The sequence below is a fragment of the Phaeobacter sp. BS52 genome (genome assembly GCF_045040595.1).
GTDB classification, from domain to species: domain Bacteria; phylum Pseudomonadota; class Alphaproteobacteria; order Rhodobacterales; family Rhodobacteraceae; genus Phaeobacter; species Phaeobacter piscinae.
In genome coordinates this window covers 395827-419120 of sequence record NZ_CP090662.1, presented here as the reverse complement: position 1 = coordinate 419120, position 23294 = coordinate 395827, and the positions used below count along the sequence as shown (strand labels likewise).

Here is a 23294-nt window from a genome sequence, read left to right as displayed (position 1 = left end):
GCAAAACAGCGCCGGGATATGGTGTGATAGCGCGCGCAGATCTGGCGAAGTTCCGGTGAATTCCACAGATCGGCCACATTGCTGGCGCATTGGCAGGCGACAAAGGTCGGGACTACAGCGCGCGGGCGACAGGAGGTTGCCCCGCCCCGACAGGAGACGCCTCATGAAACCGAAATCGCGCTTCATCAAATCCATTGTGGCCGCCGCCAAGACCGAAGAGGTCCGCCTGCCCTGGACCCGTGGCGCCACCCGGCAAACCACGATTGAGCGCCGTCATCAAACCCCGTCGCAGCAGGCAGCTGTCAAAAGCGCCTGAACTGCACCCCGGCTCACAACAAGCCGGGAACCATGAATACCGGCCTGACATCGTCCACCAATGTTCAGGCCAGGCGGCAGCCTCTGCCCAAGCGGGACTCGCCGCGATTACCTGCCCTGCTGGGCGCATACCCCGAACCGTGCGTATTGCGGATGGGACACCCGGCAGGGATCAAACGGCTTTGGCGCGCTTTCTGCTCATCGCGCCGCCAAAGTCGACGTCTGTACAGTCATGAGAGAGGCAAGTTAGCCATGACCATACCTCAGTCGCTGCGACGCGCAGCTGCCAATGCGGTCGAAGCGAACGCCCTGTTGAAAGATCCAGCTGCCCAGCGCGGCGGCGCGCGGCCCCAGCTGCGCCGTTATGACGTCTGCAGCCTGTTACCCAATGGATCCATCGCCGAAACCCGCCATGTGGCGCCTTCGCTGCCGCTATTTGAGGAGGCCTTTACCGCCTTTTGCCGCGGCTCGTTGATCGAGACCTCCCAAGGCCCCATCGCCATCGAGGATCTGCTGCCGGGTGATGAGCTGATGACCTTTGACGGAGAGACCCAGCCGCTGGTGTGGAAAGGCTGTACCAGCCTGATTCCCGCCCGCAGCGGCCAGAACGGACGCAGCCATCGGCTGACCAGCTTCACTGCCGACAGCCTGGGCGAGGCGAAACCAATGTCAACAGTTGTCACGGGCCCGGCTGCGCGGCTGCTGCAGCGCGCCCCCCTGCCAGGTCTTCAGCTGGAAAACGGTGCCTTACTGGTCCCGGTACAGCAGTATCATGACGGTATGAGCATTGTGGAAACCGCGCCCCCGACGGCAGTAGATCTCTACCATATCTGCCTGCCCCGGCATGCGGTGATCAATGTCGGCGGTCTGCCGTTTGAGACCTATCATCCGGGTCCCGAGGCGTTGAAATTGGTGAGCCACGCGATCCGCACACTCTATCTCAACCTGTTTTCCCATGTTGAGTCTATCGCGGGCTTTGGTCCACTGGCCTATCCGCGTGTTGCCCTCTCCGACCCGGATATAATCTGAGATCCATTTTTGCGCGGCAAGGATGGCTCAACTTACGCAAAAGGCGCCCACTCGCGGAGCGCCTTTTTACGGTCGCAGCTAAGGTTATCGGGCTTGATCAGGCCTCACGTGCAAGGCGCTGCTCAAGAACGTCAAATGGCACGCCCGGCTCATCCTTGGCACCACGGATGACCAGCGATGTCTTGACGCTTGCCACGTTTGGAGTGGTCAGCAAATCGCTGGTCAGAAAGCTCTGGAAGGTGCTGAGATCGGGAGAGACGCATTTCAGGATGAAATCCACCTCACCGTTCAGCATGTGACACTCCCGCACCAGCGGCCATTCCCGGCATTTTGCTTCAAACGCGCTCAACTCGGCCTCGGCCTGACTCTCCAGCCCCACCATGGCAAAAACCTGCACCTCGAACCCCAGTTCGCGGGCGTTGACTTCAGCGTGATAGCCCCGGATCAACCCCGCCTCCTCAAGCGAGCGCACACGGCGCAGGCAGGGTGGTGCGGAAATACCGACACGCTTGGCCAGCTCAACATTGGTCATGCGACCGTCGGCCTGCAATTCCGACAAAATCTTGCGATCAATCGGATCAAGGCGTGTTGTGACCATCTGGAAGCTCCTGTTGAAATTTCCGTTTGTTATACCAGCATCCAAAGCGCACGCAATATTATTTCAGTTGCGCGCAACAATATTTGCCAATGATAAGATGAAACCTCAGCATCTTAGTAAAACCGCTGAGGTCAGGACCGCCCATCTTCGCCCAAGCCAGGGCTTTAAGACGCCGCCGGGTGCAGTTATATGCATTGCCTGACGGCGGCAAGACCGCCCTATTCATCTATTGGGGAAATGAGATGAGCGACACGCGCCACACCAAGGTTCTGATCATAGGGTCCGGCCCGGCAGGCTACACTGCCGGTGTCTATGCCAGCCGCGCGATGCTGGAACCGATCCTGGTTCAGGGCATCGAGCCGGGTGGCCAGCTGACCACCACCACCGAGGTCGAGAACTGGCCCGGCGATACCGAGGTTCAGGGCCCAGATCTGATGGTGCGGATGCAAGACCACGCCAAGGCGATGGGCTGTCAGATCATCGGGGACATCATCACCGACCTCGACACCACCTCGCGCCCGTTCGTGGCCAAGGGTGACAGCGGCACCTCCTATACAGCGGATGCGGTGATCCTCGCGACTGGCGCGCGCGCAAAATGGCTGGGCCTGCCGTCTGAGGAGAAATTTAAGGGCTTTGGCGTCTCCGCCTGCGCCACCTGCGATGGCTTCTTCTATCGCGGCCAGGAAATCGTCGTGATCGGTGGCGGCAACACTGCCGTGGAAGAGGCGCTGTTCCTGACAAATTTCGCCTCCAAGGTGACGCTGATTCACCGCCGGGATGAGCTGCGCGCGGAAAAGATCCTGCAAGACCGCCTGATGAAAAACCCGAAGATCGAGCCGCTGTGGTTCCATCAGTTGGAAGAAGTGGTCGGCACCGAGAACCCGCTGGGCGTTGAAGCGGTACGGGTGAAGAACGTCAAAACCGACGAGATCACCGAGATCCCTTGCAAGGGCGTCTTTATCGCGATTGGTCACGCCCCGGCGACCGAGCTGGTGAAGGATGTGCTGGAAACCCATAATGGCGGCTATGTGAAGGTGACTCCCGGCACCACCGAAACATCTATTCCCGGTATTTTTGCCGCTGGTGACCTGACCGACCACAAATATCGTCAGGCAGTCACTTCCGCTGGTATGGGCTGCATGGCCGCGCTGGATGCCGAACGCTTTCTGGCAGAACAGGAGTGAGCGCCGTGGCGCATGATTTCAACAGCCAGAAGGCCGAGACATTTTCGGCCTTCTCAGATCTGCAAGCGGAAGGTGATCTGCCGTTTGAGGCCGATCTGGACCTGTTCTTTGTGGCTGGCGCAGGCGATAAAGAGTGGATGCCGCTGGCCGAAGCGCTGGCCGATCTGGGGTTCCATACCCAATGGGCCGAGGCAGAAGGCGACGAACCTGCAACGCTCATTGCGACAATGCCGGATCAGATCCTGTCAGCCTCCGCGATCTGGATGGTCGAAGAGGTGGCAACCCGCGTTGCGATCGACCACGGCTTTCAGCCCGATGGCTGGGGGTTTGCAGAGGGTTAACTCCCCCGCCGCCCTAGACGTTCAAATCCCTGTTCCCGAGCAGGGATTTCACAGGACCGTCCGTTCCACTTGCGTTGCAATTTGGGAACGGCGGTCTTTTTCACTAAAAGCGCAGTGGTTTGGGCTTTGCTGCGACTGCAAACCATGAGATGTGTTCACGCGTGAACACACTTTGAGTCGGACAATGCCACCCGTATCAGCATCTCTCAGCCATGAGGAGGAAGACCTGCTCTTTCGCATCCTCAGCCAGCTCGACAAGGCGCCTGACGCCTCGCAGCGGGCAACGGCGGCGGCTGTGGGCATCTCTCTGGGTCGGCTCAATGCGCAGCTGCGTGCAGCTGCTGAGGCAGGGCTTGTCAAGGTCAGCGAACGGGCTTAGCCCTGATAAACGCCAACGCTTTGCCTATGCCCTCACCACCCGCGGTGCCGCCGAGAAGATCCGGCTCACCGATCAATTTCTCACCCGCAAGTTCGCCGAATATGACGCGCTGCATGCGGAACTCACCGGAACCACCAGTGGCCTCGTCCCATTTAAGTACAGGACCAAGTTGATGCAAAATAACCTTGCCCCCATCCCGGAGCTTTACGTCTCCTATGACTCCGCACAAAAGCTGAAGGTCGAAGCTGCAGAGCTGAAAAGCCACGACCTGAGCCCGCGCCAGATCTGTGATCTGGAACTGCTGATGAACGGTGGTTTCAACCCGCTGAAGGGTTTTCTGAACGAAGAAGACTACAACAGCGTCGTCGACACCATGCGGCTGGCCGATGGTACCCTCTGGCCGATGCCGATCACGCTGGATGTCTCTGAAGACTTCGCCGCCTCGCTGGAGATTGGCGAGGATATCGCATTGCGCGATCAGGAAGGTGTGATCCTCGGCACCATGACTGTGACCGACCGCTGGGAGCCGAATAAATCGCACGAAGCCGAGAAGGTTTTTGGCGCCGATGACGACGCCCATCCGGCGGTGAACTATCTGCACAACACCGCAGGTAAGATCTATCTCGGTGGTCCCGTGACCGGCATCCAGCAGCCTGTCCACTATGATTTCCGCGGCCGTCGCGACACCCCGAACGAACTGCGCGCCTATTTCCGCAAGCTGGGCTGGCGCCGTATCGTGGCCTTCCAGACCCGCAACCCGCTGCACCGTGCGCATCAGGAACTGACCTTCCGCGCTGCGCGTGAGGCTCAGGCCAACCTGCTGATCCACCCCGTTGTTGGCATGACCAAACCCGGCGATGTTGATCACTTCACCCGCGTGCGCTGCTATGAGGCGGTGCTGGACAAATACCCGGCGGCCACCACCTCCATGTCGCTGCTCAATCTGGCAATGCGCATGGCGGGCCCGCGCGAGGCGGTCTGGCACGGGTTGATCCGCAAAAACCACGGCTGCACCCATTTCATCGTTGGTCGTGATCACGCAGGCCCCGGCAAGAACTCCGCCGGTGAGGATTTCTACGGCGCCTATGACGCGCAGGACCTGTTCCGTGAGCATCAGGAAGAAATCGGCATCGAAATGGTCGACTTCAAGCATATGGTCTATGTGCAGGAGCGCGCCCAGTATGAGCCGAATGACGAGATCGAAGATCGCGACAATGTCACCATCCTGAATATCTCTGGCACAGAACTGCGCCGCCGTCTGGCCGAAGGACTGGAAATCCCTGAGTGGTTCTCCTTCCCTGAGGTGGTGAATGAGCTGCGCAAGACCAAGCCGCCGCGCTCCAAGCAGGGGTTCACCGTGTTCTTCACCGGCTTCTCCGGCTCCGGAAAATCCACCATTGCCAACGCGCTGATGGTCAAGCTGATGGAAATGGGCGGCCGCCCGGTCACCCTTCTGGATGGCGATATCGTGCGGAAAAACCTGTCTTCCGAGCTGGGCTTCTCCAAAGAGCACCGCGACCTCAACATCCGTCGTATCGGCTATGTGGCGTCCGAGATCACCAAGAACGGTGGCATCGCCATCTGCGCGCCGATTGCGCCTTATGCCACCACCCGCCGAGCCGTGCGCGAGGATGTGGAACAGTTCGGCGCCTTCCTTGAGGTGCATGTTGCCACATCGATCGAGGAATGTGAGCGCCGCGACCGCAAAGGTCTCTACAAGCTGGCGCGCGAAGGCAAAATCAAGGAATTCACCGGGATCTCCGACCCCTATGATGTGCCGACAGATCCCGAGCTGCGCGTCGAGACCGAGAATGTCGACGTCGACAACTGCGCCCATCAGGTGCTACTGAAGCTGGAAAACATGGGGCTGATTGCAGGCTGATCGCCCGCCCCGAGCAAAACACGACAGAGGCCGCCTTTCCGGGCGGCCTTTCTCTTTTGCGCTAAAGCTGTCTCAGAGGTTTGTTAGCAGCGCCTCCGCCGCGCGCCGCTCGATCTCTCCATAGCGCGCGGCCTCGGACTTGATCGCCCGAAGCGCTGGCAGCCGCGCGGCATAGTCCCCTTCTGAAATCATCGCGATGGCAGCGCGCAGCTCCTCCGCCGAGGCGCAGACCATCATGCCGGTCGGATCAAGGAAATCGCTGATATTCGGGCACCCCCAATAGATCGGCACCGTTTCGCACAGGATCGCATCGATGAGTTTTTCGGAGAAGTAATTCCGCTCACGTACATTCTCGATCACCACGCTGTAGCGATAAGGCGCCAGCCCGTCGGACTTTGCCTCAAAGGGCTGGTATCCGCGCCCCAGGATGGCGGTTGCGGGCTTTGTGCTTTGCAGATGCGCGACTACCTCATGGCGCAGCTTATGTCCTGGATGATCGCGTTTGGCAGAGGCGATAACCGAAAGATCCGCGAATTTCTCCACGGTCAGATCCCGCCACTCCGGCACCCAGGTGGTCCCAAAGGGGAGAAACACGCCGTTGCCGATCCGGTGCAACAAATCCTCGTCATAGCTGAGCACCCGGAAAAATCGCCGCCCGGTCCACGGCAACAACCGATGATGCAGCGCCGACATGATCTTTGGCTCCAGAACCATCATGGAAATCTGCGCAGCACAGGGCCAGCGCGGCTGGAAATGCATGGCCGTTTTGGCCCAGACGATCAGGTGGTCCCGCGCTGCAAGGTCTGCAACACAACCGCCGAGCAGCGCGTCAGGGCAGCCGAGCGGCCAATGCAAAGTGGAGAGCTCACGGCTGGCAAAGTTGCGGCTCAGTCTGGCCCCGTAGGGCACAACAGCAATAGCAGGTTCCCGCATCAGGTTCCGGCCTTTCTGTCAGCTGGCGTCAGGCAAATCGACAGTGCCGCGCATCAGCACATAGCCCCGTCCCGCAACCCGGATACCGCTGGGCGCCTCTGCCGGACCCACCCGGGTTACGACGGCCTGCCCCGGCCGCCCCAGCCCATGCCCCTGCTCCGCGATGAAGTGATCAGGCTCCATCAGCCCGTGACGCCACAGGTAGGCTGCCATCGCCCCAGTTGCCGAACCGGTGAACGGATCCTCTGGCGGGCTGGGCGGAGCCATCAGCAGACGTGAAAACGTATCACCCTCCGCCGTGGCGCCCTCAAGGGTCACCAGAAACGGCTCCATCATGTCGATGCCCTCAGCACCCATCGCCTCCCCCAACCGGGTAAGCCCCGGAATATCCAGCTGCGCCGCCTCCAGAGAGGCCCGGTCCCGCAGCACTGTGATACAGAAGGGCAATCCGGTGGATACTCGTTGTGGTTGCCCGACAATCGCATCCACCGGCAAAGAGACCGCCGCCGCCACCAGTTCCGGATCGGCAAAGGCGCCGAACTCAGGCGCGACCTGCGTCATTTCGATGAGATCATCGACAATGGTGACCCGAACCAGCCCGGCACCTGTGTCCAATGTGATCGCATCCCCGGTCATCAGCCCGCGGTCTCGCAGCGCTGCAACAGTCGCGATGGTCGGATGGCCCGCAAAGGGGATCTCCCGGCTGGCCAGAAAATAGCGCACCCGCACATCGGCCACTTCAGATGGCCCGGTGAACGTGCATTCCACCAGAGAGGTTTCCCGCACATAGGCCATGCAGGTCTCATCACTCAGCTCCGCACCACCGTGCACGACCGCACAGCCGTTGCCGCCAAAGGCCCGCGCGGAAAACGCATCAACCCAATCGAAATCGTAGCGCATCGATCCCTCCCGCAATCAATCCCGTCACCTCCAAGCAAGACCACGGTGATGGCCGTATCGCAAGGGGCATTTGCTTGGAGCTTCCGATATAGCGCCGCTGATGAGAACGTCTTGATTTCTGGCACTATCATCAGGCCCGAGTGCCTTTACGGGCATGAAAAAGGGCGCCCCGAGGGCGCCCGACCGATGAGCTGCGACAAGGTTGGCAACAGCGATACCGCTCTCGCACCCTGCCCCTCGGCGATGATGTCAGTGCACGGGCACCGGTGCATAATCATGTTGCCGCGCCAGCACAAAGGCCATCTTGCGGTCACTGACTAAGGCCAACTGCTCCCCCGCCGCATCATGCACTGCATAAAGCTGTGTGCGCCCGTCGGCACCGGCCTGAACCTCAGCAGGGAGATCGGCCACATCAACGGCCTTCACGTAGACAATACGGCTGTCCGCATCGTTGAACTGGTAGGCTGTGTGCATTTGTCTTACCCCTTCTTGATGTTGATTGTCTGAACAACAGTTTCCGGTCGCGCCCGGGTCAGATCGACGTGCAGCAGTCCGTTTTCCATGACCGCCTCGCCAACTTCGACACCATCCGCCAATACAAACATGCGCTGAAATTGGCGCGCGGCAATACCCCGGTGCAAAAACACACGGCCATCGCTGTCATCACTCTGCCGACCCCGGATGACCAATTGCCGGTCCTCCACGGTGATCGCCAGATCTGCCTCGCCGAAACCGGCCACGGCCAGCGTGATGCGATAGGAATGATCCGAGGTTTGTTCAATATTGTAAGGGGGGTAGCCTTCATTCCCGGATTTGGCCGAGCGTTCCAGAAGGCGTTCCAATTGCTCAAATCCCAACATATGCGGATACGAGCCGAGTGTGAGTTTAGACACAGGTTTCGTCCTTGATTCTAAAGCGACGTATGGTGGCGGCCCCATTATGGCGACCGCTTTCCTAAGAATATGGGTGTTTTATGCGTTTTCACAAGCCCAAGGCACAGCAGCGCTGGCGCAAAAGCCCCTAAAAGCGTAATATTCGCCAAGTCTTAACCCGCCAGCAGCCGAGTCGCCAATGAACGCACCAACCGATATCTCCATGAAAACCGACGATGTTTTACAGGTGGAGCTGGAGGTGTTTCGCAGGCAACACCGCGATCTGGATGAGGCAATCACCGCCCTGCAGGACCGTGGCACCAGCGATCAGCTGACCATTCAGCGGCTGAAGAAGCAGAAGCTGATCCTGAAGGACAAGATCGCGCTGATCGAAGACCGGCTAACACCGGATATCATCGCCTGATCCCGACCTCCAAACACTGCGCCCCAAAGGGTTCATTGCCGCATTGCGTGATGCACAGGGTTCTCTATAGTGCGCGCTTCCTCCAACCCAGCGGGTTCGCAGGCCCGCGGCATGACAGGATCTGAGCCTATGCCAGAGCACACCGCCGACATCAAAGTGGGCATCATCATGGGCAGCCAATCGGATTGGCCCACTATGAAAGAGGCCGCCACCCTCCTGGATGAACTGGGCATTCCCTATGAGGCAAAGATCGTCTCAGCTCACCGGACGCCCGACCGGCTGTGGAGCTACGGCAAATCCGCTGCCGAACGCGGCTTGCAGGTGATTATCGCTGGCGCCGGTGGTGCCGCCCACCTGCCTGGAATGGTCGCCTCAAAAACCCGCGTGCCCGTGGTTGGCGTGCCGGTCCAGACACGCGCCCTCTCCGGTGTCGATTCGCTCTATTCCATCGTGCAGATGCCCAAGGGATTTCCCGTGGCCACCATGGCCATCGGTGCCGCCGGGGCGGCCAATGCAGGCCTGATGGCTGCTGGTATTCTGGCACTGCAGGACGCAGATCTCGCCCAACGCCTCGACGACTGGCGCGCGGCCCTCTCTGCCTCCATCCCAGAGGAACCTGTCGATGACTGACCTGTCTGAAAACGCTCTGAAACCCGGCGCTATTATCGGCATCCTCGGTGGGGGTCAGCTGGGGCGGATGCTCTCGGTTGCGGCCTCGCGCCTCGGGTTCAGAACACATATCTTTGAGCCCAGCGCCACACCGCCCGCAGCCCATGTTGCCGACCAGGTCACAACCGCCAGCTACGAAGACGCCGAAGCACTGGCCGCCTTCGCCGCCTCCGTCGATGTGATCACCTATGAGTTTGAAAACATCCCGACCTCGGCCCTTGATCTGCTGGAAACACTGAAGCCGATCCGCCCTGGCCGCGAGGCACTGCGCATCAGTCAGGATCGCCTGACCGAGAAGACCTTTCTGCAGGATCTGGGCCTGCAAACTGCCGCTTTTGCCGATATCTCCGATCAGCCCAGCCTCGACGCGGCGCTGACACAGATCGGCGCCCCGTCGATCCTGAAGACCCGCCGTTTTGGTTATGACGGTAAGGGGCAGGCCCGTATCAAAACACCTGAAGACGCGGCCGAAGCCTTGGCTGCCATGGCAGGCGCGCCCTCGATCCTTGAAGGCTTCGTGAATTTCAGCCATGAGGTCTCAGTCATCGCAGCTCGGGGCGTCAGCGGTGAAATCGCCTGTTTTGATCCCGGTGAGAACATCCACCGCGACGGTATCCTGCATACCACAACCGTTCCTGCCCGCCTCAGTGCAGGGCAGCGCATGGATGCGGTGCTGATGGCAGGTAAGATCCTGAATGCACTGGAATATGTCGGTGTTCTTGGGGTTGAGTTGTTCGTCACACCCCAGGGGTTGATCGTGAACGAGATCGCCCCGCGCGTCCATAACTCCGGGCATTGGACCCAGAACGGCTGCGCCATTGATCAATTTGAGCAGCATATCCGTGCGGTTGCGGGCTGGAGTCTTGGCGACGGGCAGCGGCATAGCGATGTTGTGATGGAAAATTTGATTGGCGCCGATATGGACCGGGTGCCCGAGCTGGCAAAAGAGGCCGACTGCGCTCTCCACCTCTACGGCAAGACCGAGGCAAAGCCGGGCCGCAAGATGGGCCATGTGAACCGGGTGCAAAAACCGCAGACCTGAGATGCGGGGCTGAGATCTTGGGGCGCTGCCCCAACCCCAGGGATATTTTCAGTCAGAAGATGTCCCGGTAGCGGCGACCGGGGCAGTAAAAGCGGCCCCGCCGGTTTTACGCGCTGCGCAGAGGGCCATCCGGCCTGATGGGCAGCGCCGCGCCCCTGCCTGCTGTAGTGCTGCTGCAGTCAGGTGAGAAAACGGGCGGCCACATCGCCGCTCATATAGCTGACCCGACCGCCTGAAAAAGTCGCTGCGATCTGATCGTCAGCGTCAAGGATCACCAGATCAGCGCGCAGCCCTGCCGCCAGGCGCCCCCGATCCTCAAGCCCGAGGATCTGCGCTGGCCCCTCCGACACCAGCCGCCAGGCGCCTGCGAGATCCAGCAGGCCGGAACGCTCCAGCATCAACGCGGCCCGGCGCGGGCTGGGATAGTGGTAATCCGACGCAAGCGCATCGCACAGCCCCATGGTAATAAGGTCCAGCGCTGAGGCATTGCCCTTATGCGAGCCGCCCCGCACCACATTGGGCGAGCCGAGGATAACAGCATCGCCTGCGGCTTTGGCCGTCTCTGCGGCCTCCATCGTTTCCGGGAATTCCGAAATCCGCGCACCGCGATTGCGCCACGTGATGCGGTCCCCGGCGCTATGGTCATCATGGCTGCCAAGGCGGACCCCAGCAGCGCCCAGCGTCGCAGCCAGCTTATCGAGTGCTGCGGGCACTTCCGGTCTGCGGGCATGCATATCCTTCAGCATCTGCCAATGGACGTCCGGATTGCGCCCCGCTTTCAGCGCCTGCCCAGTCAGACGCGGCGGTTTTTTCCCCTGTGCCAGCCGGTCATGCGGCAGATGGTCGTTGAACACCACGTAAGGCACCTGCCACTGTGCGATCTGAGAGGGCAGCTCATCATAGGCATCCAGCAGATGGATTTCGAACCGCAGTTGTGGAACCAAGTCTGTCACCACCCGGGACCGAGCCGCTTTGATCCCCTCAAACACCTGGCCCGCAAAGTCCGGGCCACGCAGCCCACCTTCCCAGGAATAAAACTGCGCCAGCACAGCCGTGGTGATGCCATTGGCGGCCAGTTCCGCCTCGGCGGCAATCACGCCCTCGGTCATCTGCTTCATCGCGCCACGACGCGGCGCCAGATGACGTTCAAATCCGTCGCCGTGCAAATCCACGATGCCGGGCAATATACGGTAGCCTGTCAGATCAATCGCCCGCCCGGCGCGCGCTGTCTGGATCTCACCTCCTGCGAAGGTCAACTCCCCACCGCGTTCCACGCCGTCCGGGCGCAGCACATCTGCCCCGGTCAATGTCAGTTCGAGCGCGCTCATGGCTGTGCCTCCCCTTGCGGCTGGTTCCTACTATCATCACTGCACCGGCCTTGCGCGCAGGCCTCCTCAATCTGTCCCGTGATCGAGTCGAGCCACGTGATATCCGGATCAAAGCGCCCGGCATCGAGGAAATGCAGCGCCTGCGCGATAACCTGAGGGTTGTTCATCATAAACGTATGGGTGACGGGCAGCACGATGTGATCTGCCATCCCCTCCAGATAGGTACTCTTCACGGAGACTTTGCCATCATCTGCCCCCGGTATGATCGCCGAGAAAATCGGATTGAGCGACAGATCACCGGCAATCACACCAACGGGGAAACTGGCCGGTGGCAACTGGCTGGGCAGGCTGTCCGCATCCGTCCCCAGCTGCAGGCCAGCGGGGCCGTTCAGAAGGCCAAACACCTCCCAATCGCCCAACTCATCCACCAGCTCACTGCCGTGGTTGGGCGGAGCCAGCATGACCGTGCGACCCAACGCGTCCGGTCGGTGGCTCTGAAGCCAGTGACGCAGCAGGATGGCTCCCATGGAATGGGTGACAAAATGGATACGCTCACCCTCTGAGATGAGGGCTGTGCAGTGCTCAACTGCATCGGGCAGCGTCTCCGCCGCAAGATCCGCCACCGCTTTGTCGGTCGAGGGGTAGCCGGGGATAACGACGTGGACACCGCGCGCCTCAAGCACCTGCCCCATCACCGCCAGCGAAATTTCACTGCGGGCCAGTCCATGCAGCAGGATGGCGCAATCCGCGCGCGCCATGGCTGCGGAGAAACACAAAACCGCGCCCGCCAGCGCAGAGGGGATAAGGGAACGGATCATGGTGTTTCGCGACCTCACTGGGATCATGGAACACTGCACATAGGGCCAAAGCCCTGCAACGGGAAGGGTGGACCGCAAATGGGTCTGTTGTGACGCGACGTGTCAGCGCTCCGCCACTGTCTTGCTGCGCGCGGCCGTCCTGCGACCGGGAACAGACAAGACAACAACGGCGATCCCGCCCAAAACAGCTGTCGACCCGATCACCAATGCAACAGTGATCGCCTCTCCCAGCAGTGCAGCGCCTGCGAGGATTGCAATCACCGGCACGGACAATTGCACCGTTGCCGCCACCGCAGGCGACAATTTGGGGAGCACATGATACCAAAGCGCATAGCCAAGTCCGGAAGTCACTGCCCCTGACAGGACCGACAGAAGCCCCCCTGTTCGCGTGACCACGATATCGCCACCAAGCAGCACGACCCCCGGCACCATCATCAGGGTTGCCACAGCGAAATTCACTGCCGTTGCCGCGAGCGGCGCCCGCGCCCCGCGCCCCAGCAGACTATACGCCGCCCAACCAAGCCCTCCCAAAGCCATCAACAGCGACGCCCCCAGCGGCGCGGCGGATGCGCCATCGCTGGGCCAGACCACAAACGCAAGCCCGGCCAACGCAATCCCTGCCCCGCCGATTTGCCCCCAAGACACCGGGCTGCCACTGAAACTTCCCCAGAGAAACATCGACACCTGCACAACACCAAACAGGATCAGGGCGCCAAGCCCCGCATCAAGATCCTGATAGGCCACGGAAAACCCGACTATATAGATCGAAAGCGCCGCCGCGCCCCAAAGCGTCTGCCGCAGATCGCGCCGCACCGACAGCCCGCGAAGTATACAAAGCGCAATCAGCGTCACCGCCCCGGAAAATAGTCTCAACAGACCAAAGCTGGTGGCTTCCATATAGCCCCCACCAATGGCCAACCGGCCCAGAATGGAATTCGCAGCAAAGGCCACCATAGTGAGAGAGACGAGAAAAACCAGACGCATGCGCTAGGGCTACCCTGCCGGGATGCCCGGGACCACTGTTATTTTTGTGTCTGGGCACAGATCCAGAGCCCGACCGTTCCCATAGCGAACGGCATTAGCCTTTAAACACATTTTCCCGATGCCATCGAAGATAGGATTTATGTGGTCTATATGCCTCGTCCGCAGGCTCAATCAGACGCCTTTCGGGCAGCAGCAAACGGTCCAGCGCCGCCTTATCCGCCGCGTTTTTGGCAACAAGCACTTCATTGTTATCGCTGATCGACAACAGCCCCCTGTCAAACATCCAATGTACTGTGCCCGACAGAGCCAAGCCATTGCGTACTGTATCGGGACCACGTTCCGAAATCGGCACGATGTGCGCTGCTTCCACCTCGGGCCGTCCGCCGCCATTGCGCAGTTCCAGCCCTGACATTGAGCAGCGTCCGCCATAAGCATGTTTGACCTGCCTCGCAAAGCTACGGTCTCGGAAGGCCCGCTGAGACAGCAGCATCTCGCGCGGTTGGATCTGGGGTTCGAAGGGGGTCGGCGCCTCTCCAAAACCAGGCTCAGCAACAAAATCTCCGGTTCTTGGAAGGGCATTCGGCTCTTTACGTGCCTCCAGCCCTGCGTTGATTATCCGCGCAAAATCTCCATCCGAAATCAATCGAACTGCGCTCGTATTGCTGCCGCGCGATTTAGGCAGCCCAGTTTCAAACGGACCCTGACCATCTACCCATCTTGGAACGAGATTTTCGAAAGACAACTCACTGCCGACGTCCAGCAGCGCGTATGCCATTTCCGGGTCGTTAGGGTCATTCTGAACCTGAAGCACGCGCTGAACAGCATGGTAGCCTCTTCCACCTCCGCGTCGTCCTTCGTAGAAAATCACCCAATCACCAACGGTTTGTTCTACCCGACTCAAATAGTGCTTTTTCGGAAAGTGATACGCTTTGCCCGGCTGATCGTCATAACCTGAATGCGAAGATTGAATAAAGACGGCTTTGACCATGAGGATGACTTTAGGCCGTCGTTTCAAAAACGAAAAGAGAGCAATGACAAGCAAACCTCCCGGCAGTCACCTTTCTAAAAATACTCGCGCCGCAGGCAGGTCCGCAAGGCGGTCCTAGGCTGTCCAAAATGAAAAAGGGCCGCCCGGAGGCAGCCCAAATTCCTAATATCATAAGCGGCGGACGTCTGGCAGATTGGCCTATGCGGCCAATCGCCTTTTGTCGCATCCCAAATCCCAACGGGATTTGTGATTACATCATGCCGCCCATGCCGCCCATGCCGCCCATGTCGGGCATGCCGCCGCCTGCCGCCGCGCCTTCTTTGGCGGGCTTGTCAGCAACCATGGCTTCGGTGGTGATCAGAAGGCCAGCAACCGATGCCGCATCTTCCAGAGCGGTGCGGGTCACTTTGGCCGGGTCAATCACGCCGAAGGAGAACATGTCGCCATATTCATCGGTCTGGGCGTTGTAGCCGAAGCTGTTGTCCGCGGATTCACGGATCTTGCCTGCAACCACGGCACCGTCGACACCTGCGTTTTCAGCAATCTGGCGCAGCGGCGCTTCGATGGCTTTGCGTACGATGGTGATACCGGCGTTCTGGTCAGAGTTTGCACCCTCGACACCGTCCAGTGCCTTACCGGCCTGAACCAGAGCAACACCACCACCAACGATGACGCCTTCCTGCACAGCTGCGCGGGTTGCGTTCAGGGCATCGTCGACACGGTCTTTACGCTCTTTCACTTCCACTTCGGTCATGCCACCGACGCGGATAACAGCAACACCGCCTGCCAGTTTGGCAACGCGCTCTTGCAGCTTCTCACGGTCATAGTCGGACGTGGTTTCTTCGATCTGGGTGCGGATCTGTGCAACACGTGCTTCGATCTCGGCCTTCTCGCCAGAACCATCGACGATGGTGGTTTCGTCTTTGGTGATTTCGATTTTCTTGGCGGTGCCCAGCATGTCCATGGTGACGGACTCAAGCTTCATGCCCAGATCTTCGGAGATCACCTGACCACCGGTCAGAATTGCGATGTCCTGCAGCATGGCTTTGCGGCGATCGCCGAAGCCCGGTGCCTTGACAGCAGCAATTTTCAGGCCGCCGCGCAGTTTGTTGACAACCAGAGTTGCCAGCGCTTCGCCTTCAACGTCTTCCGCGATGATCAGCAGCGGCTTCTGCGACTGGATCACCTGCTCCAGCAGCGGAACCATGGCTTGCAGCGAGGAGAGTTTCTTCTCGTGCAGCAGGATCATGCAGTCGTCGAGCTCTGCAATCATCTTGTCAGGGTTGGTGACGAAGTAAGGCGACAGGTAGCCACGGTCGAACTGCATACCTTCGACAACGGTGGTCTCGGTTTCCAGACCTTTGTTTTCTTCGACGGTGATGACGCCTTCGTTCCCGACTTTCTGCATCGCGTCTGCGATCTGACGGCCGATTTCAGCTTCGCCGTTGGCGGAGATGGTGCCAACCTGCGCAACTTCGTCGCTGTCTTTCACGTCACGGGCCGATGCTTTGATCGCTTCGACGACCTTGGAGGTCGCGAGGTCGATGCCGCGCTTCAGATCCATCGGGTTCAGGCCCGCTGCAACCTGCTTCAGGCCTTCTTTGACGATAGCTTGCGCCAGCACGGTTGCGGTGGTGGTACCGTCACCGGCTTCGTCGTTGGTGCGGGAAGCAACTTCCTTCACCATCTGGGCGCCCATGTTTTCGAACTTGTCTTCCAGTTCGATTTCTTTGGCAACCGACACACCGTCCTTGGTGATGCGCGGTGCGCCGAAGGATTTGTCCAGAACCACGTTGCGGCCTTTGGGGCCCAGGGTCACTTTCACGGCATCAGCCAGAATGTTGACGCCGTTCAGCATACGGTTGCGGGCATCGGTGTCGAATTTGACGTCCTTAGCAGCCATTGTTCACTCTCCTAGAGAAAATCTGTAATTGTCAGCGAATGGGATCAGAGAAGATGTCGGGAAAATCCCGGCGTCTTACTCGATGATGCCCATGATGTCGCTTTCTTTCATCATCAGCAGCTCTTCGCCGTCGACGCTGACCTCGGTGCCGGACCATTTGCCGAACAGGATCTTGTCGCCAGCAGACACAGCCATCGCGATCAGCTCGCCGCTGTCCTTGCGTGCGCCTTCGCCGGTTGCGACGACAACGCCTTCGCTCGGCTTTTCCTTGGCGGAATCAGGAATGATCAGACCACCGGCGGTTTTTTCTTCGCTCTCGGTGCGACGGACCAGCACGCGGTCATGAAGCGGTTTCAATGCCATCTTTGTAGCTCCTTAAAGGCTCAAAGGTTGTTGTCTCGCCCCCCTGCTCCCCGCAGGAGGTGTTAGCACTCAACGTATCTGAGTGCTAACAGTGGAATAGCTAGGCAGGGTGCGCGCCCCTGTCAACAGCTTGGTTGGGAAATTTTGTGGCAATTTTCTGCCCCGGACGTCAGCCCTGACCCGCGTCGGAATGCGTCGCATCAATCGGCTCTGTCGGCTCCCAGCTATGCGCCCAATGGACCAGCCCTGCCTGGCCCGCCTCTGTCAGTTGATAGACACCGGTTTGCACCCGCATGAACCAGCCGTAGTGATTGCTTGCCATGATCCGCGTTGCCTGGGGAACGTTGGCCATCCTGGCCACGACCGCGCCTTTGCTCGGCCCGTATTCAGCCAGATGGGCGGCACAGCGCAGCGCATCCTGACGATAGGCTGTGACAATGCCGTGCCGTGTGGCGCCGCCTGCGTTGGGATCGCCCTGAAGGCGCTGAAACTCGCGCAGCAGACGCGTCTGTTTCTTCACCGACTTTCGCGGCGCATATGGCCCCGGATCACATTGCACCTCAACCCGCCCGTCCGGCAGTACCGTGATCAGCCCCAATCCCAGACGTCGGCACATCGACAGATTGTCCTTGAGCATGCGTCGCGCCTGACGGCCCGATGGTTTGGGCACCGCGATATAGACAAGATCACTCAGCGCGAGCCGTGTGATCGCCTGATGAAACAGGGAGAGTGAAAACCGCAGTTTCAGTTCCACAATGACCGGCTGCTCGTCGCCGCGACAGGCCACCACGTCAGCGGCACCGACCTCACCCTTAACGGTGTAGCCCTGGCTTTCGAACAGGGCCTTAACAGGCGGGTAGAGCTGATCTTCGCGGTCCATGGCGCGATGGTAGCTGCGACCGCGCCGAAGGAAAAGCAGTTCGCCACGATCGCCTGCCTGGTGCCTTAGACCTGTGCCGGTCAGCGTAGATTTGCACAAACGACATAGCCGCCTTGATCAGACACCGGTCCGGGGTGACAAGTCTTTGCCCCATGCCTATAAGACGCGCAAAATTCCGGCACCTGCATAGGACACACGTCATGACCACCTTCGTCTTCGGCCATAAATCCCCCGACACCGACTCCACCGGCTCCGCGATCATCTGGTCCTGGTACCTGAACCAGATCAAAGGTGTCGACGCCGCGCCGAAGCTGCTGGGCGAGCCCAACACCGAGGCGGCCTTCATGCTGCAGCACTGGGGCCTGGACAAGCCGGAGATCATCGCAGACGTCGCCGATGATCAGCCTGTCGTGATCGTCGACACCAACAATCCCGCCGAATTGCCCGCCAATATCAATGGCGCCGATATTCAAGCAATCATTGACCACCACAAACTGGTTGGCGGCCTGGAAACAAAAGGCCCGATCAACATCCGCATCGAGCCGGTCGCCTGCACCGCGACCATCATGTGGAAGATGATCGGCGCAGATCTGGCCCAGGCCCCGCGCGACATCAAAGGCGCGATGCTGACCTGCATCCTGAGCGACACGCTGGAATTCCGCTCCCCCACCACAACCCAGGAAGACAAGGCCGTGGCTTATAGCCTGGCAGAAGATCTGGGCGTGGATATCGCCGCTTATGCTGCCGATATGTTTGCCGCAAAATCCGACGTGTCGGCCTTTTCCGACGCGGAACTTCTGCGGATGGATTCAAAGGAATATGCGGTCGACGGCACCAAGTTCCGCGTCTCCGTTCTGGAAACCACCGCTCCCGGCGTGGTTCTGGATCGCAAGGCGTCCTTGATGGAAACTATGACATCGGTGGCCAAAGAAGACGGTGTCGATCAGGTTCTGCTGTTCGTCGTGGACATCCTGAAGGAAGAGGCCACATTGCTGGTCCCCAATGATCTGGTCCGCAGCCTCGCCTCCAAGAGCTTTGATGCCACAGCCGAGGGCGATACCGTCGTTCTGCCCGGCGTGATGAGCCGTAAGAAGCAGATCATCCCCAATCTGGCGATCTGAGGTCGCTGGATCTCAATGCGCTAAGGTTGAGGCGGCTTTCTATTGCTGCCGCAATCTGATTGTTGAAATGCGGGGCTTATACCGAGCCCCGCATTTTTTTGATTTCCGAACGATCCCCGCAGAGGGGTCACTGTCAGCAGCGCTCTGCCAGTTGTCCTTGCAGCGGCGAACGCCTGTGCCCGGGGTTCCCATGCTGCATCGGGTTGGCAGCCTGCGCCTGAGGTCTGCAACCTCACATGCCCCTTTCCGGCGACAGGGCCAGCGCGCCGTGAACCTGATATGCAATCGTGCAAGCAAGTTTGAAACGGGCTGGCTCTTCTTTTGCGCTGCACGGCTTTGCCTCATATGCCAACTGCGGCCGCGCCTAGCCTGCCTACAGCGACGCGCAAAACCTGCCATGACTATCACGCTGCTGACCAGCCCGCCGTGGCTTGGCAGGTTATACGGCCCGATAGAACCGCGCAGAATCTGTCTGCAGAGTACATCGCGCGGTCAAGAGGATCAGACACGCCCTCCGGATTGCCGTAAACCGCCATCCCCAGGCCTCATATAGACTGGCCTCATCCTTGCTACCCCGATGCTGCACACCTTGATATCCGCATCATGTGGAGCGCCTGTATCTGAAGCATTGTATCGCGGAAGTTCACAACCAAGGCACGCCATGTCAGCCGCGCGCCCTGGTCCGATCCGTGTTATGCGAAATTGGCCACCGCATCGTCATCCGCCCAGCCGTCACGGTTCCCGCTATCGGCTGCCGACGCAGCGGGTTTCTGCGATGACGGGCTGTGATTGTCCCAATCATCAATGCCGTCCCCTGAAACCGGTCCATGTGCGGAGACCTCATTGTAGTCTTCCCAGCGTTCCTCATCGGGATGGCCCGCCTCTACCACTTCCGCTGCGCGCGTGGCCGCAGAGACGGATCCGCCTTCGACCCCATCGGATGACAGCAGGATAAACTGGCTGACAATCTGATTAAGACCGTAGGTCTCACTGTTCATCTTCAGAATGGCCGCACCGGATTCCTCAACCATTGCGGCATTCTGCTGTGTGACATTATCCAGCTGAGCAACCCCGATATTGATCTCGTTCAGCCCCTGCGCCTGTTCCCCGGACTCCGAAGAGATTCCGGAAACCAAAGTCGCGATATTGACCACTTCTCCGACAACCTGCGAGAGGGCCTTGCCTAGCGCTATCGACCTTTTCGACGCCTTCCTCGACAGTTCTGGTGCTGGCTGTGATCAGCGTTTTGATTTCATTGGCCGCATCCGATGACCGTTGCGCCAATGCACGCACCTCGGAGGCCACCACAGCGAAACCACGACCGACCTCGCCCGCTCGGGCGGCTTCAACACCTGCATTCAGGGCGAGCAGATTGGTCTGGAAGGCGATATCGTCAATGACGCCGATGATTTGGGATATCTGACCTGAGGAACGCTCGATCTCGTTCATCGCCTCGATTGCACCTTCGACAACCCGGCCACTGTTCTCAACATCCTTGCGGGCGGAATCTACCGCACCTTCTACCGCTTTGGCGTTCTTCGCGGAATTGCTGACGCTGACGGTCATCTCTTCCAACGCAGCTGCGGTTTCTTCCAGAGTGGCCGCCTGGCTTTCGGTACGGGCAGACATATCCTCGGAACCGCTCCGGATTTCATCGGACTGGGTCTGAATCGCTGCACTCGCCTTGACCACCTGCGCCATAACCTCGTTCAGTTTGTCGACGGTTTCGTTGTAGTTGATCCGCAGCGGATCATAGTCGGAACCAAAGCTGTCGTTGATCTGATCGCTGAAGTCGCCCGCCGCAAGCCGCTGCAAGCCCTGACGCAAACGGTCGATGACCTTTTCGCTTTCATCGCGCAGCGCGTTCTGTTTTTCCAACTCGTCGATGACACGGCCCGACACACGGTCAATGTCATGGGCAATCTGCCCGAAATCATCGCCGCGCATGCGGGCTTCGACCTTCAGGCCAAAGTCGCCTTCGGCGACTTCGCGCAGGGCCTCGCGCATACGGCCAATTGGACGCACGATATTCAGGGTCATTTTGCGGGCGTTGTAGATGGTGATCAGGACGAGCAGGACGGATGTGCCCAACAGTGTATAGAGGAGCGCCATATCATGTGCTCGCGCGGCATCGGCTGTTTCAATTGCTGCCTGCTCAATCCAATCGCTGAGAGGATGTAGCTTTGTGTTCAGCGCCTTGTAGCTCTCCTCGAACGCATCGAGGTCCGCTTCAGCTGCAGCCCTATCCGTCGTTGCCAACTCAGCCAGAGCAACCCCTTGTGTCAAAAACGCGTCCACTTCGGGCGCCATGCCCTCAACCTGAGCAAGAGCTTTCGGTGGCAACGTGTCTCGTTTCAGCAATTCGACGTTGGTGCGTATTTCTTCACCGGCCTCCACAACCCTTGCACGCAACTCCTCTCGCTCAGCAGCTGTGGCGTGGTCACCCGCAAACACCAGATAGATCACCTCGGCATGCAGTTCTTCATGCAGCAGGTCAATTTTCAACTCATGCCGGACCGTTTTGGTCACATCAATCTGACGTTCCAACTCCAGTTCGCTCTGCCAGAGGCTGTAAACAGATATGAGAGCAAGCACCAGGATCGTAAAAACCGATACAGCTCCCGAAATCATAAATCGGGTTTTCGTGGAAATCGTTCGAAACATTACAGCACACCTCAGGGTTGAAACTCACGACCGTTCTACGCCTCGGTTATTAAAAAACTGGAAATAGGGCCGATCTGGTCAAATACCGCCTGCTCTGCCATAGCTTGGGCAACCGGAATTCCACGCGAAAGATCAGCCCATGTCTCAGATCATTTCCTCGCTCGCAGAGGTCTCAACCCAGTACAAAGCCCTGTTCGTCGATCTGTGGGGCTGTGTTCACAACGGAATCACCGCCTATCCAGAAGCAGTCGCAGCGCTGCAGGCCTATCGCAAGGACGGCGGCATCGTTGTGCTGCTGACCAACTCCCCCAAACCCCGCGCCGGGGTTGCGGCCCAGCTGGGTGACTTTGGTGTGCCGGATGATGCCTATGACACCATTGCCACCTCCGGCGACTCCGCACGGGCCGCGATGTTCAATGGCGCGGTCGGAAGCAAAGTCTATTTCATGGGCGAATGGGAGCGCGACGCCGGGTTCTTCGAACCGCTGAAAATGCTCGACGATCCGCTCGACGTTGTCCGGGTGCCGCTCAAAGAAGCCGAAGGCATTGTCTGCTGCGGTCCCTTTGACACCCAAGCAGACCCTGAGGTGAACCGGCCCGACTTTCTCTATGCCAAACAGATGGGCTTGAAGCTGCTTTGCGCGAACCCCGATATCGTGGTCGATCGTGGCGAAACCCGCGAATGGTGCGCCTGGCGCGCTGGCGCGGCTTTATACCGAAATGGGCGGCGAGAGCCTCTACTTCGGCAAACCCCATCCCCCGATCTACGATCTGGCGCGGCGGCGTCTGGCGGAACTGGGTCAGGACATCGCCGACCGCGACATTCTGGCGATCGGCGATGGGCCGCATACGGATGTCGCTGCAGCGCCATGGGGGAGGGTCTGGACTCACTGTTCATCACAGGTGGACTTGCCGCAAAAGAGACCCAAACCGATCACCAACCGGATGAAACCGCGCTAACCCAATATCTGGAAAAGGAAAATTCCGCGCCGACCTATTCCATCGGCAAACTGCGCTAAACCAGAAAACGCTTGCTTTTCTGCGGTTGCGAAGTAATAAAGTTGCCGTAACTAGTTAATATTTGCCCGATTGTTTCCGACCCACACCAGACGGACCGCCAATAAACAATCGACTGCAAATCTACGGCAACCGGGAGAGGCACATGTTGGACAATTTTCCACGCGGGACCATCTGCATTGAAGATATCGAAATGGGGATGGTCCGCTATCTGCGCAAAGCGGTGACAGATAAGGACATCGAGATGTTCGCCGAAGTCTCGACCGATCATAATCCTGTGCACCTGGATGAGGATTACGCTCAGGACACCATGTTTCAGGGGCGCATTGCTCATGGGATGCTGACAGCCGGGCTGATCTCTGCGGTGATCGGCGAGCAGCTGCCCGGCCATGGCACCATCTACATGAGCCAGTCGCTGAAGTTCCTCGCCCCTGTGCGCCCCGGCGATCTGGTTCTGGCCGAGGTCGAAGTCACTGGCATCGAAATCGACAAGCGGCGGGTCAAGCTGGATTGCCGCTGCATGGTCGACGGCAAGAAGGTGTTGGTCGGTGAGGCCATGGTGATGGCGCCGTCCCGCAAGTTTGACTGAGCCAAGGCGGCCCCGCAGCAACCGGCACCAACCCGCGGCATGGCTCTTGCAAGCGCGCGTCGGCGCGGCTAG

23 protein-coding genes and 2 pseudogenes are annotated in these 23294 nt (G+C 59.5%); 11 read left to right on the top strand and 14 right to left on the bottom strand.

Translation table 11 applies throughout. From position 1 onward, the window contains the following. Positions 1 to 163 precede the first annotated feature (163 nt). Entirely contained in the window at positions 164 to 316 is a 153-nt protein-coding gene (locus L0Z65_RS02035; protein ID WP_405110314.1) for a hypothetical protein, read from the top strand. 251 nt (positions 317 to 567) lie between these two features. Continuing rightward, complete coding sequence (locus tag L0Z65_RS02030; protein ID WP_405110311.1) at positions 568 to 1344, top strand: Hint domain-containing protein; 777 nt, start codon at positions 568 to 570, stop codon at positions 1342 to 1344. A 97-nt stretch (positions 1345 to 1441) separates the two neighbouring features. Here the strand turns inward: L0Z65_RS02030 and L0Z65_RS02025 are convergent, their stop codons facing one another. Next, complete coding sequence (locus L0Z65_RS02025) at positions 1442 to 1942, bottom strand: Lrp/AsnC family transcriptional regulator (RefSeq protein WP_024096392.1); 501 nt, start codon at positions 1940 to 1942, stop codon at positions 1442 to 1444. Between the two features lie 242 nt (positions 1943 to 2184). Between L0Z65_RS02025 and trxB the strand changes: the two genes are divergently transcribed. The 3 genes and pseudogenes from trxB to L0Z65_RS02010 all read left to right on the top strand — a co-directional run bounded on the left by trxB (position 2185) and on the right by L0Z65_RS02010 (position 5728). Beyond that, positions 2185 to 3126 carry a thioredoxin-disulfide reductase gene (gene trxB / locus L0Z65_RS02020; RefSeq protein WP_405110308.1) on the top strand — a complete coding sequence of 314 codons (942 nt, stop codon included), beginning with the start codon at positions 2185 to 2187 and terminating at the stop codon, positions 3124 to 3126. A 5-nt stretch (positions 3127 to 3131) separates the two neighbouring features. Beyond that, complete coding sequence (locus L0Z65_RS02015; RefSeq protein WP_405110305.1) at positions 3132 to 3467, top strand: ribonuclease E inhibitor RraB; 336 nt, start codon at positions 3132 to 3134, stop codon at positions 3465 to 3467. 184 nt (positions 3468 to 3651) lie between these two features. Then, a pseudogene (locus tag L0Z65_RS02010) lies at positions 3652 to 5728 on the top strand (bifunctional sulfate adenylyltransferase/adenylylsulfate kinase). 72 nt (positions 5729 to 5800) lie between these two features. On the opposite strand, the gene L0Z65_RS02005 reads toward L0Z65_RS02010, so the two are convergent. From L0Z65_RS02005 to L0Z65_RS01990, 4 genes are all read right to left on the bottom strand, one after another. Continuing rightward, on the bottom strand, positions 5801 to 6661 hold the full coding sequence (locus tag L0Z65_RS02005; RefSeq protein WP_405110302.1) for a hypothetical protein: 861 nt from the start codon (positions 6659 to 6661) through the stop codon (positions 5801 to 5803). Between the two features lie 18 nt (positions 6662 to 6679). Beyond that, entirely contained in the window at positions 6680 to 7561 is an 882-nt protein-coding gene (locus tag L0Z65_RS02000) for a PhzF family phenazine biosynthesis protein (protein WP_405110299.1), read from the bottom strand. A 249-nt stretch (positions 7562 to 7810) separates the two neighbouring features. After that, positions 7811 to 8035: a DUF1150 family protein gene (locus tag L0Z65_RS01995; RefSeq protein WP_014875387.1), complete on the bottom strand. Its 225-nt coding sequence runs from the start codon at positions 8033 to 8035 to the stop codon at positions 7811 to 7813. Between the two features lie 5 nt (positions 8036 to 8040). Continuing rightward, positions 8041 to 8454: an Hsp20 family protein gene (locus L0Z65_RS01990; RefSeq protein ID WP_024096385.1), complete on the bottom strand. Its 414-nt coding sequence runs from the start codon at positions 8452 to 8454 to the stop codon at positions 8041 to 8043. 178 nt (positions 8455 to 8632) lie between these two features. Between L0Z65_RS01990 and L0Z65_RS01985 the strand changes: the two genes are divergently transcribed. The 3 genes from L0Z65_RS01985 to L0Z65_RS01975 all read left to right on the top strand — a co-directional run bounded on the left by L0Z65_RS01985 (position 8633) and on the right by L0Z65_RS01975 (position 10568). Next, positions 8633 to 8857 carry a YdcH family protein gene (locus L0Z65_RS01985; RefSeq protein WP_014875389.1) on the top strand — a complete coding sequence of 75 codons (225 nt, stop codon included), beginning with the start codon at positions 8633 to 8635 and terminating at the stop codon, positions 8855 to 8857. A 129-nt stretch (positions 8858 to 8986) separates the two neighbouring features. Then, the gene (gene purE / locus L0Z65_RS01980) at positions 8987 to 9487 is read left to right on the top strand and encodes a 5-(carboxyamino)imidazole ribonucleotide mutase (RefSeq protein WP_405110294.1); all 501 of its coding nucleotides are present in this window, start codon (positions 8987 to 8989) and stop codon (positions 9485 to 9487) included. Then, the gene (locus L0Z65_RS01975; RefSeq protein WP_102896561.1) at positions 9480 to 10568 is read left to right on the top strand and encodes a 5-(carboxyamino)imidazole ribonucleotide synthase; all 1089 of its coding nucleotides are present in this window, start codon (positions 9480 to 9482) and stop codon (positions 10566 to 10568) included. The genes purE and L0Z65_RS01975 overlap by 8 nt, the downstream gene beginning before the upstream one ends. A gap of 179 nt (positions 10569 to 10747) precedes the next feature. Here L0Z65_RS01975 and L0Z65_RS01970 read toward each other — a convergent pair whose 3' ends face one another. The 7 genes from L0Z65_RS01970 to L0Z65_RS01940 form a co-directional block, all read right to left on the bottom strand. Then, positions 10748 to 11896 (bottom strand): alpha-D-ribose 1-methylphosphonate 5-triphosphate diphosphatase, encoded by a 1149-nt coding sequence (locus L0Z65_RS01970; RefSeq protein WP_102896560.1) that lies wholly within the window; start codon positions 11894 to 11896, stop codon positions 10748 to 10750. Further along, complete coding sequence (locus L0Z65_RS01965; protein WP_405110291.1) at positions 11893 to 12714, bottom strand: esterase/lipase family protein; 822 nt, start codon at positions 12712 to 12714, stop codon at positions 11893 to 11895. Before L0Z65_RS01965 ends, L0Z65_RS01970 begins: the two co-directional genes overlap by 4 nt. A gap of 102 nt (positions 12715 to 12816) precedes the next feature. Then, the gene (locus tag L0Z65_RS01960) at positions 12817 to 13698 is read right to left on the bottom strand and encodes a DMT family transporter (RefSeq protein WP_405110288.1); all 882 of its coding nucleotides are present in this window, start codon (positions 13696 to 13698) and stop codon (positions 12817 to 12819) included. A 94-nt stretch (positions 13699 to 13792) separates the two neighbouring features. Continuing rightward, positions 13793 to 14740 carry an HNH endonuclease gene (locus L0Z65_RS01955; protein ID WP_405110285.1) on the bottom strand — a complete coding sequence of 316 codons (948 nt, stop codon included), beginning with the start codon at positions 14738 to 14740 and terminating at the stop codon, positions 13793 to 13795. Between the two features lie 196 nt (positions 14741 to 14936). Then, a complete protein-coding gene (gene groL, locus L0Z65_RS01950) occupies positions 14937 to 16589 on the bottom strand; it encodes a chaperonin GroEL (RefSeq protein WP_096871939.1) in 1653 nt (550 codons plus the stop codon). Positions 16590 to 16664: 75 nt separating this feature from the next. Next, a complete protein-coding gene (locus L0Z65_RS01945; RefSeq protein ID WP_027234856.1) occupies positions 16665 to 16952 on the bottom strand; it encodes a co-chaperone GroES in 288 nt (95 codons plus the stop codon). A 169-nt stretch (positions 16953 to 17121) separates the two neighbouring features. Beyond that, a complete protein-coding gene (locus L0Z65_RS01940) occupies positions 17122 to 17832 on the bottom strand; it encodes a DUF2161 domain-containing phosphodiesterase (protein ID WP_405110280.1) in 711 nt (236 codons plus the stop codon). A 200-nt stretch (positions 17833 to 18032) separates the two neighbouring features. Here L0Z65_RS01940 and L0Z65_RS01935 point away from each other — a divergent pair, with 200 nt between their 5' ends. After that, complete coding sequence (locus L0Z65_RS01935) at positions 18033 to 18953, top strand: manganese-dependent inorganic pyrophosphatase (RefSeq protein WP_102896554.1); 921 nt, start codon at positions 18033 to 18035, stop codon at positions 18951 to 18953. A gap of 692 nt (positions 18954 to 19645) precedes the next feature. On the opposite strand, the gene L0Z65_RS01930 is transcribed toward L0Z65_RS01935, so the two are convergent. Next, positions 19646 to 19984, bottom strand: a complete 339-nt coding sequence (locus L0Z65_RS01930) for a hypothetical protein (RefSeq protein ID WP_405110277.1) — start codon at positions 19982 to 19984, stop codon at positions 19646 to 19648. A gap of 22 nt (positions 19985 to 20006) precedes the next feature. Next, entirely contained in the window at positions 20007 to 21617 is a 1611-nt protein-coding gene (locus L0Z65_RS01925; RefSeq protein ID WP_405110274.1) for a methyl-accepting chemotaxis protein, read from the bottom strand. A 139-nt stretch (positions 21618 to 21756) separates the two neighbouring features. Between L0Z65_RS01925 and L0Z65_RS01920 the strand changes: the two are divergent. Further along, positions 21757 to 22635, top strand: a pseudogene (locus L0Z65_RS01920) (TIGR01459 family HAD-type hydrolase). 143 nt (positions 22636 to 22778) lie between these two features. Beyond that, on the top strand, positions 22779 to 23222 hold the full coding sequence (locus L0Z65_RS01915) for a MaoC family dehydratase (protein ID WP_405110271.1): 444 nt from the start codon (positions 22779 to 22781) through the stop codon (positions 23220 to 23222). Positions 23223 to 23294: the final 72 nt, after the last annotated feature.

Bases quoted from the DNA above. Each gene is read 5' to 3' on its own strand.
- L0Z65_RS02035 (WP_405110314.1), top strand. From the start codon at position 164: ATGAAACCGAAATCGCGCTTCATCAAATCCATTGTGGCCGCCGCCAAG.
- L0Z65_RS02030 (WP_405110311.1), top strand. From the start codon at position 568: ATGACCATACCTCAGTCGCTGCGACGCGCAGCTGCCAATGCGGTCGAA.
- L0Z65_RS02025 (WP_024096392.1), bottom strand. From the start codon at position 1,942: ATGGTCACAACACGCCTTGATCCGATTGATCGCAAGATTTTGTCGGAA.
- trxB (WP_405110308.1), top strand. From the start codon at position 2,185: ATGAGCGACACGCGCCACACCAAGGTTCTGATCATAGGGTCCGGCCCG.
- L0Z65_RS02005 (WP_405110302.1), bottom strand. From the start codon at position 6,661: ATGCGGGAACCTGCTATTGCTGTTGTGCCCTACGGGGCCAGACTGAGC.
- L0Z65_RS02000 (WP_405110299.1), bottom strand. From the start codon at position 7,561: ATGCGCTACGATTTCGATTGGGTTGATGCGTTTTCCGCGCGGGCCTTT.
- L0Z65_RS01995 (WP_014875387.1), bottom strand. From the start codon at position 8,035: ATGCACACAGCCTACCAGTTCAACGATGCGGACAGCCGTATTGTCTAC.
- L0Z65_RS01985 (WP_014875389.1), top strand. From the start codon at position 8,633: ATGAACGCACCAACCGATATCTCCATGAAAACCGACGATGTTTTACAG.
- purE (WP_405110294.1), top strand. From the start codon at position 8,987: ATGCCAGAGCACACCGCCGACATCAAAGTGGGCATCATCATGGGCAGC.
- L0Z65_RS01975 (WP_102896561.1), top strand. From the start codon at position 9,480: ATGACTGACCTGTCTGAAAACGCTCTGAAACCCGGCGCTATTATCGGC.
- L0Z65_RS01970 (WP_102896560.1), bottom strand. From the start codon at position 11,896: ATGAGCGCGCTCGAACTGACATTGACCGGGGCAGATGTGCTGCGCCCG.
- L0Z65_RS01965 (WP_405110291.1), bottom strand. From the start codon at position 12,714: ATGATCCGTTCCCTTATCCCCTCTGCGCTGGCGGGCGCGGTTTTGTGT.
- L0Z65_RS01960 (WP_405110288.1), bottom strand. From the start codon at position 13,698: ATGCGTCTGGTTTTTCTCGTCTCTCTCACTATGGTGGCCTTTGCTGCG.
- groL (WP_096871939.1), bottom strand. From the start codon at position 16,589: ATGGCTGCTAAGGACGTCAAATTCGACACCGATGCCCGCAACCGTATG.
- L0Z65_RS01945 (WP_027234856.1), bottom strand. From the start codon at position 16,952: ATGGCATTGAAACCGCTTCATGACCGCGTGCTGGTCCGTCGCACCGAG.
- L0Z65_RS01940 (WP_405110280.1), bottom strand. From the start codon at position 17,832: ATGGACCGCGAAGATCAGCTCTACCCGCCTGTTAAGGCCCTGTTCGAA.
- L0Z65_RS01935 (WP_102896554.1), top strand. From the start codon at position 18,033: ATGACCACCTTCGTCTTCGGCCATAAATCCCCCGACACCGACTCCACC.
- L0Z65_RS01930 (WP_405110277.1), bottom strand. From the start codon at position 19,984: ATGGTTGAGGAATCCGGTGCGGCCATTCTGAAGATGAACAGTGAGACC.
- L0Z65_RS01925 (WP_405110274.1), bottom strand. From the start codon at position 21,617: ATGTTTCGAACGATTTCCACGAAAACCCGATTTATGATTTCGGGAGCT.
- L0Z65_RS01915 (WP_405110271.1), top strand. From the start codon at position 22,779: ATGTTGGACAATTTTCCACGCGGGACCATCTGCATTGAAGATATCGAA.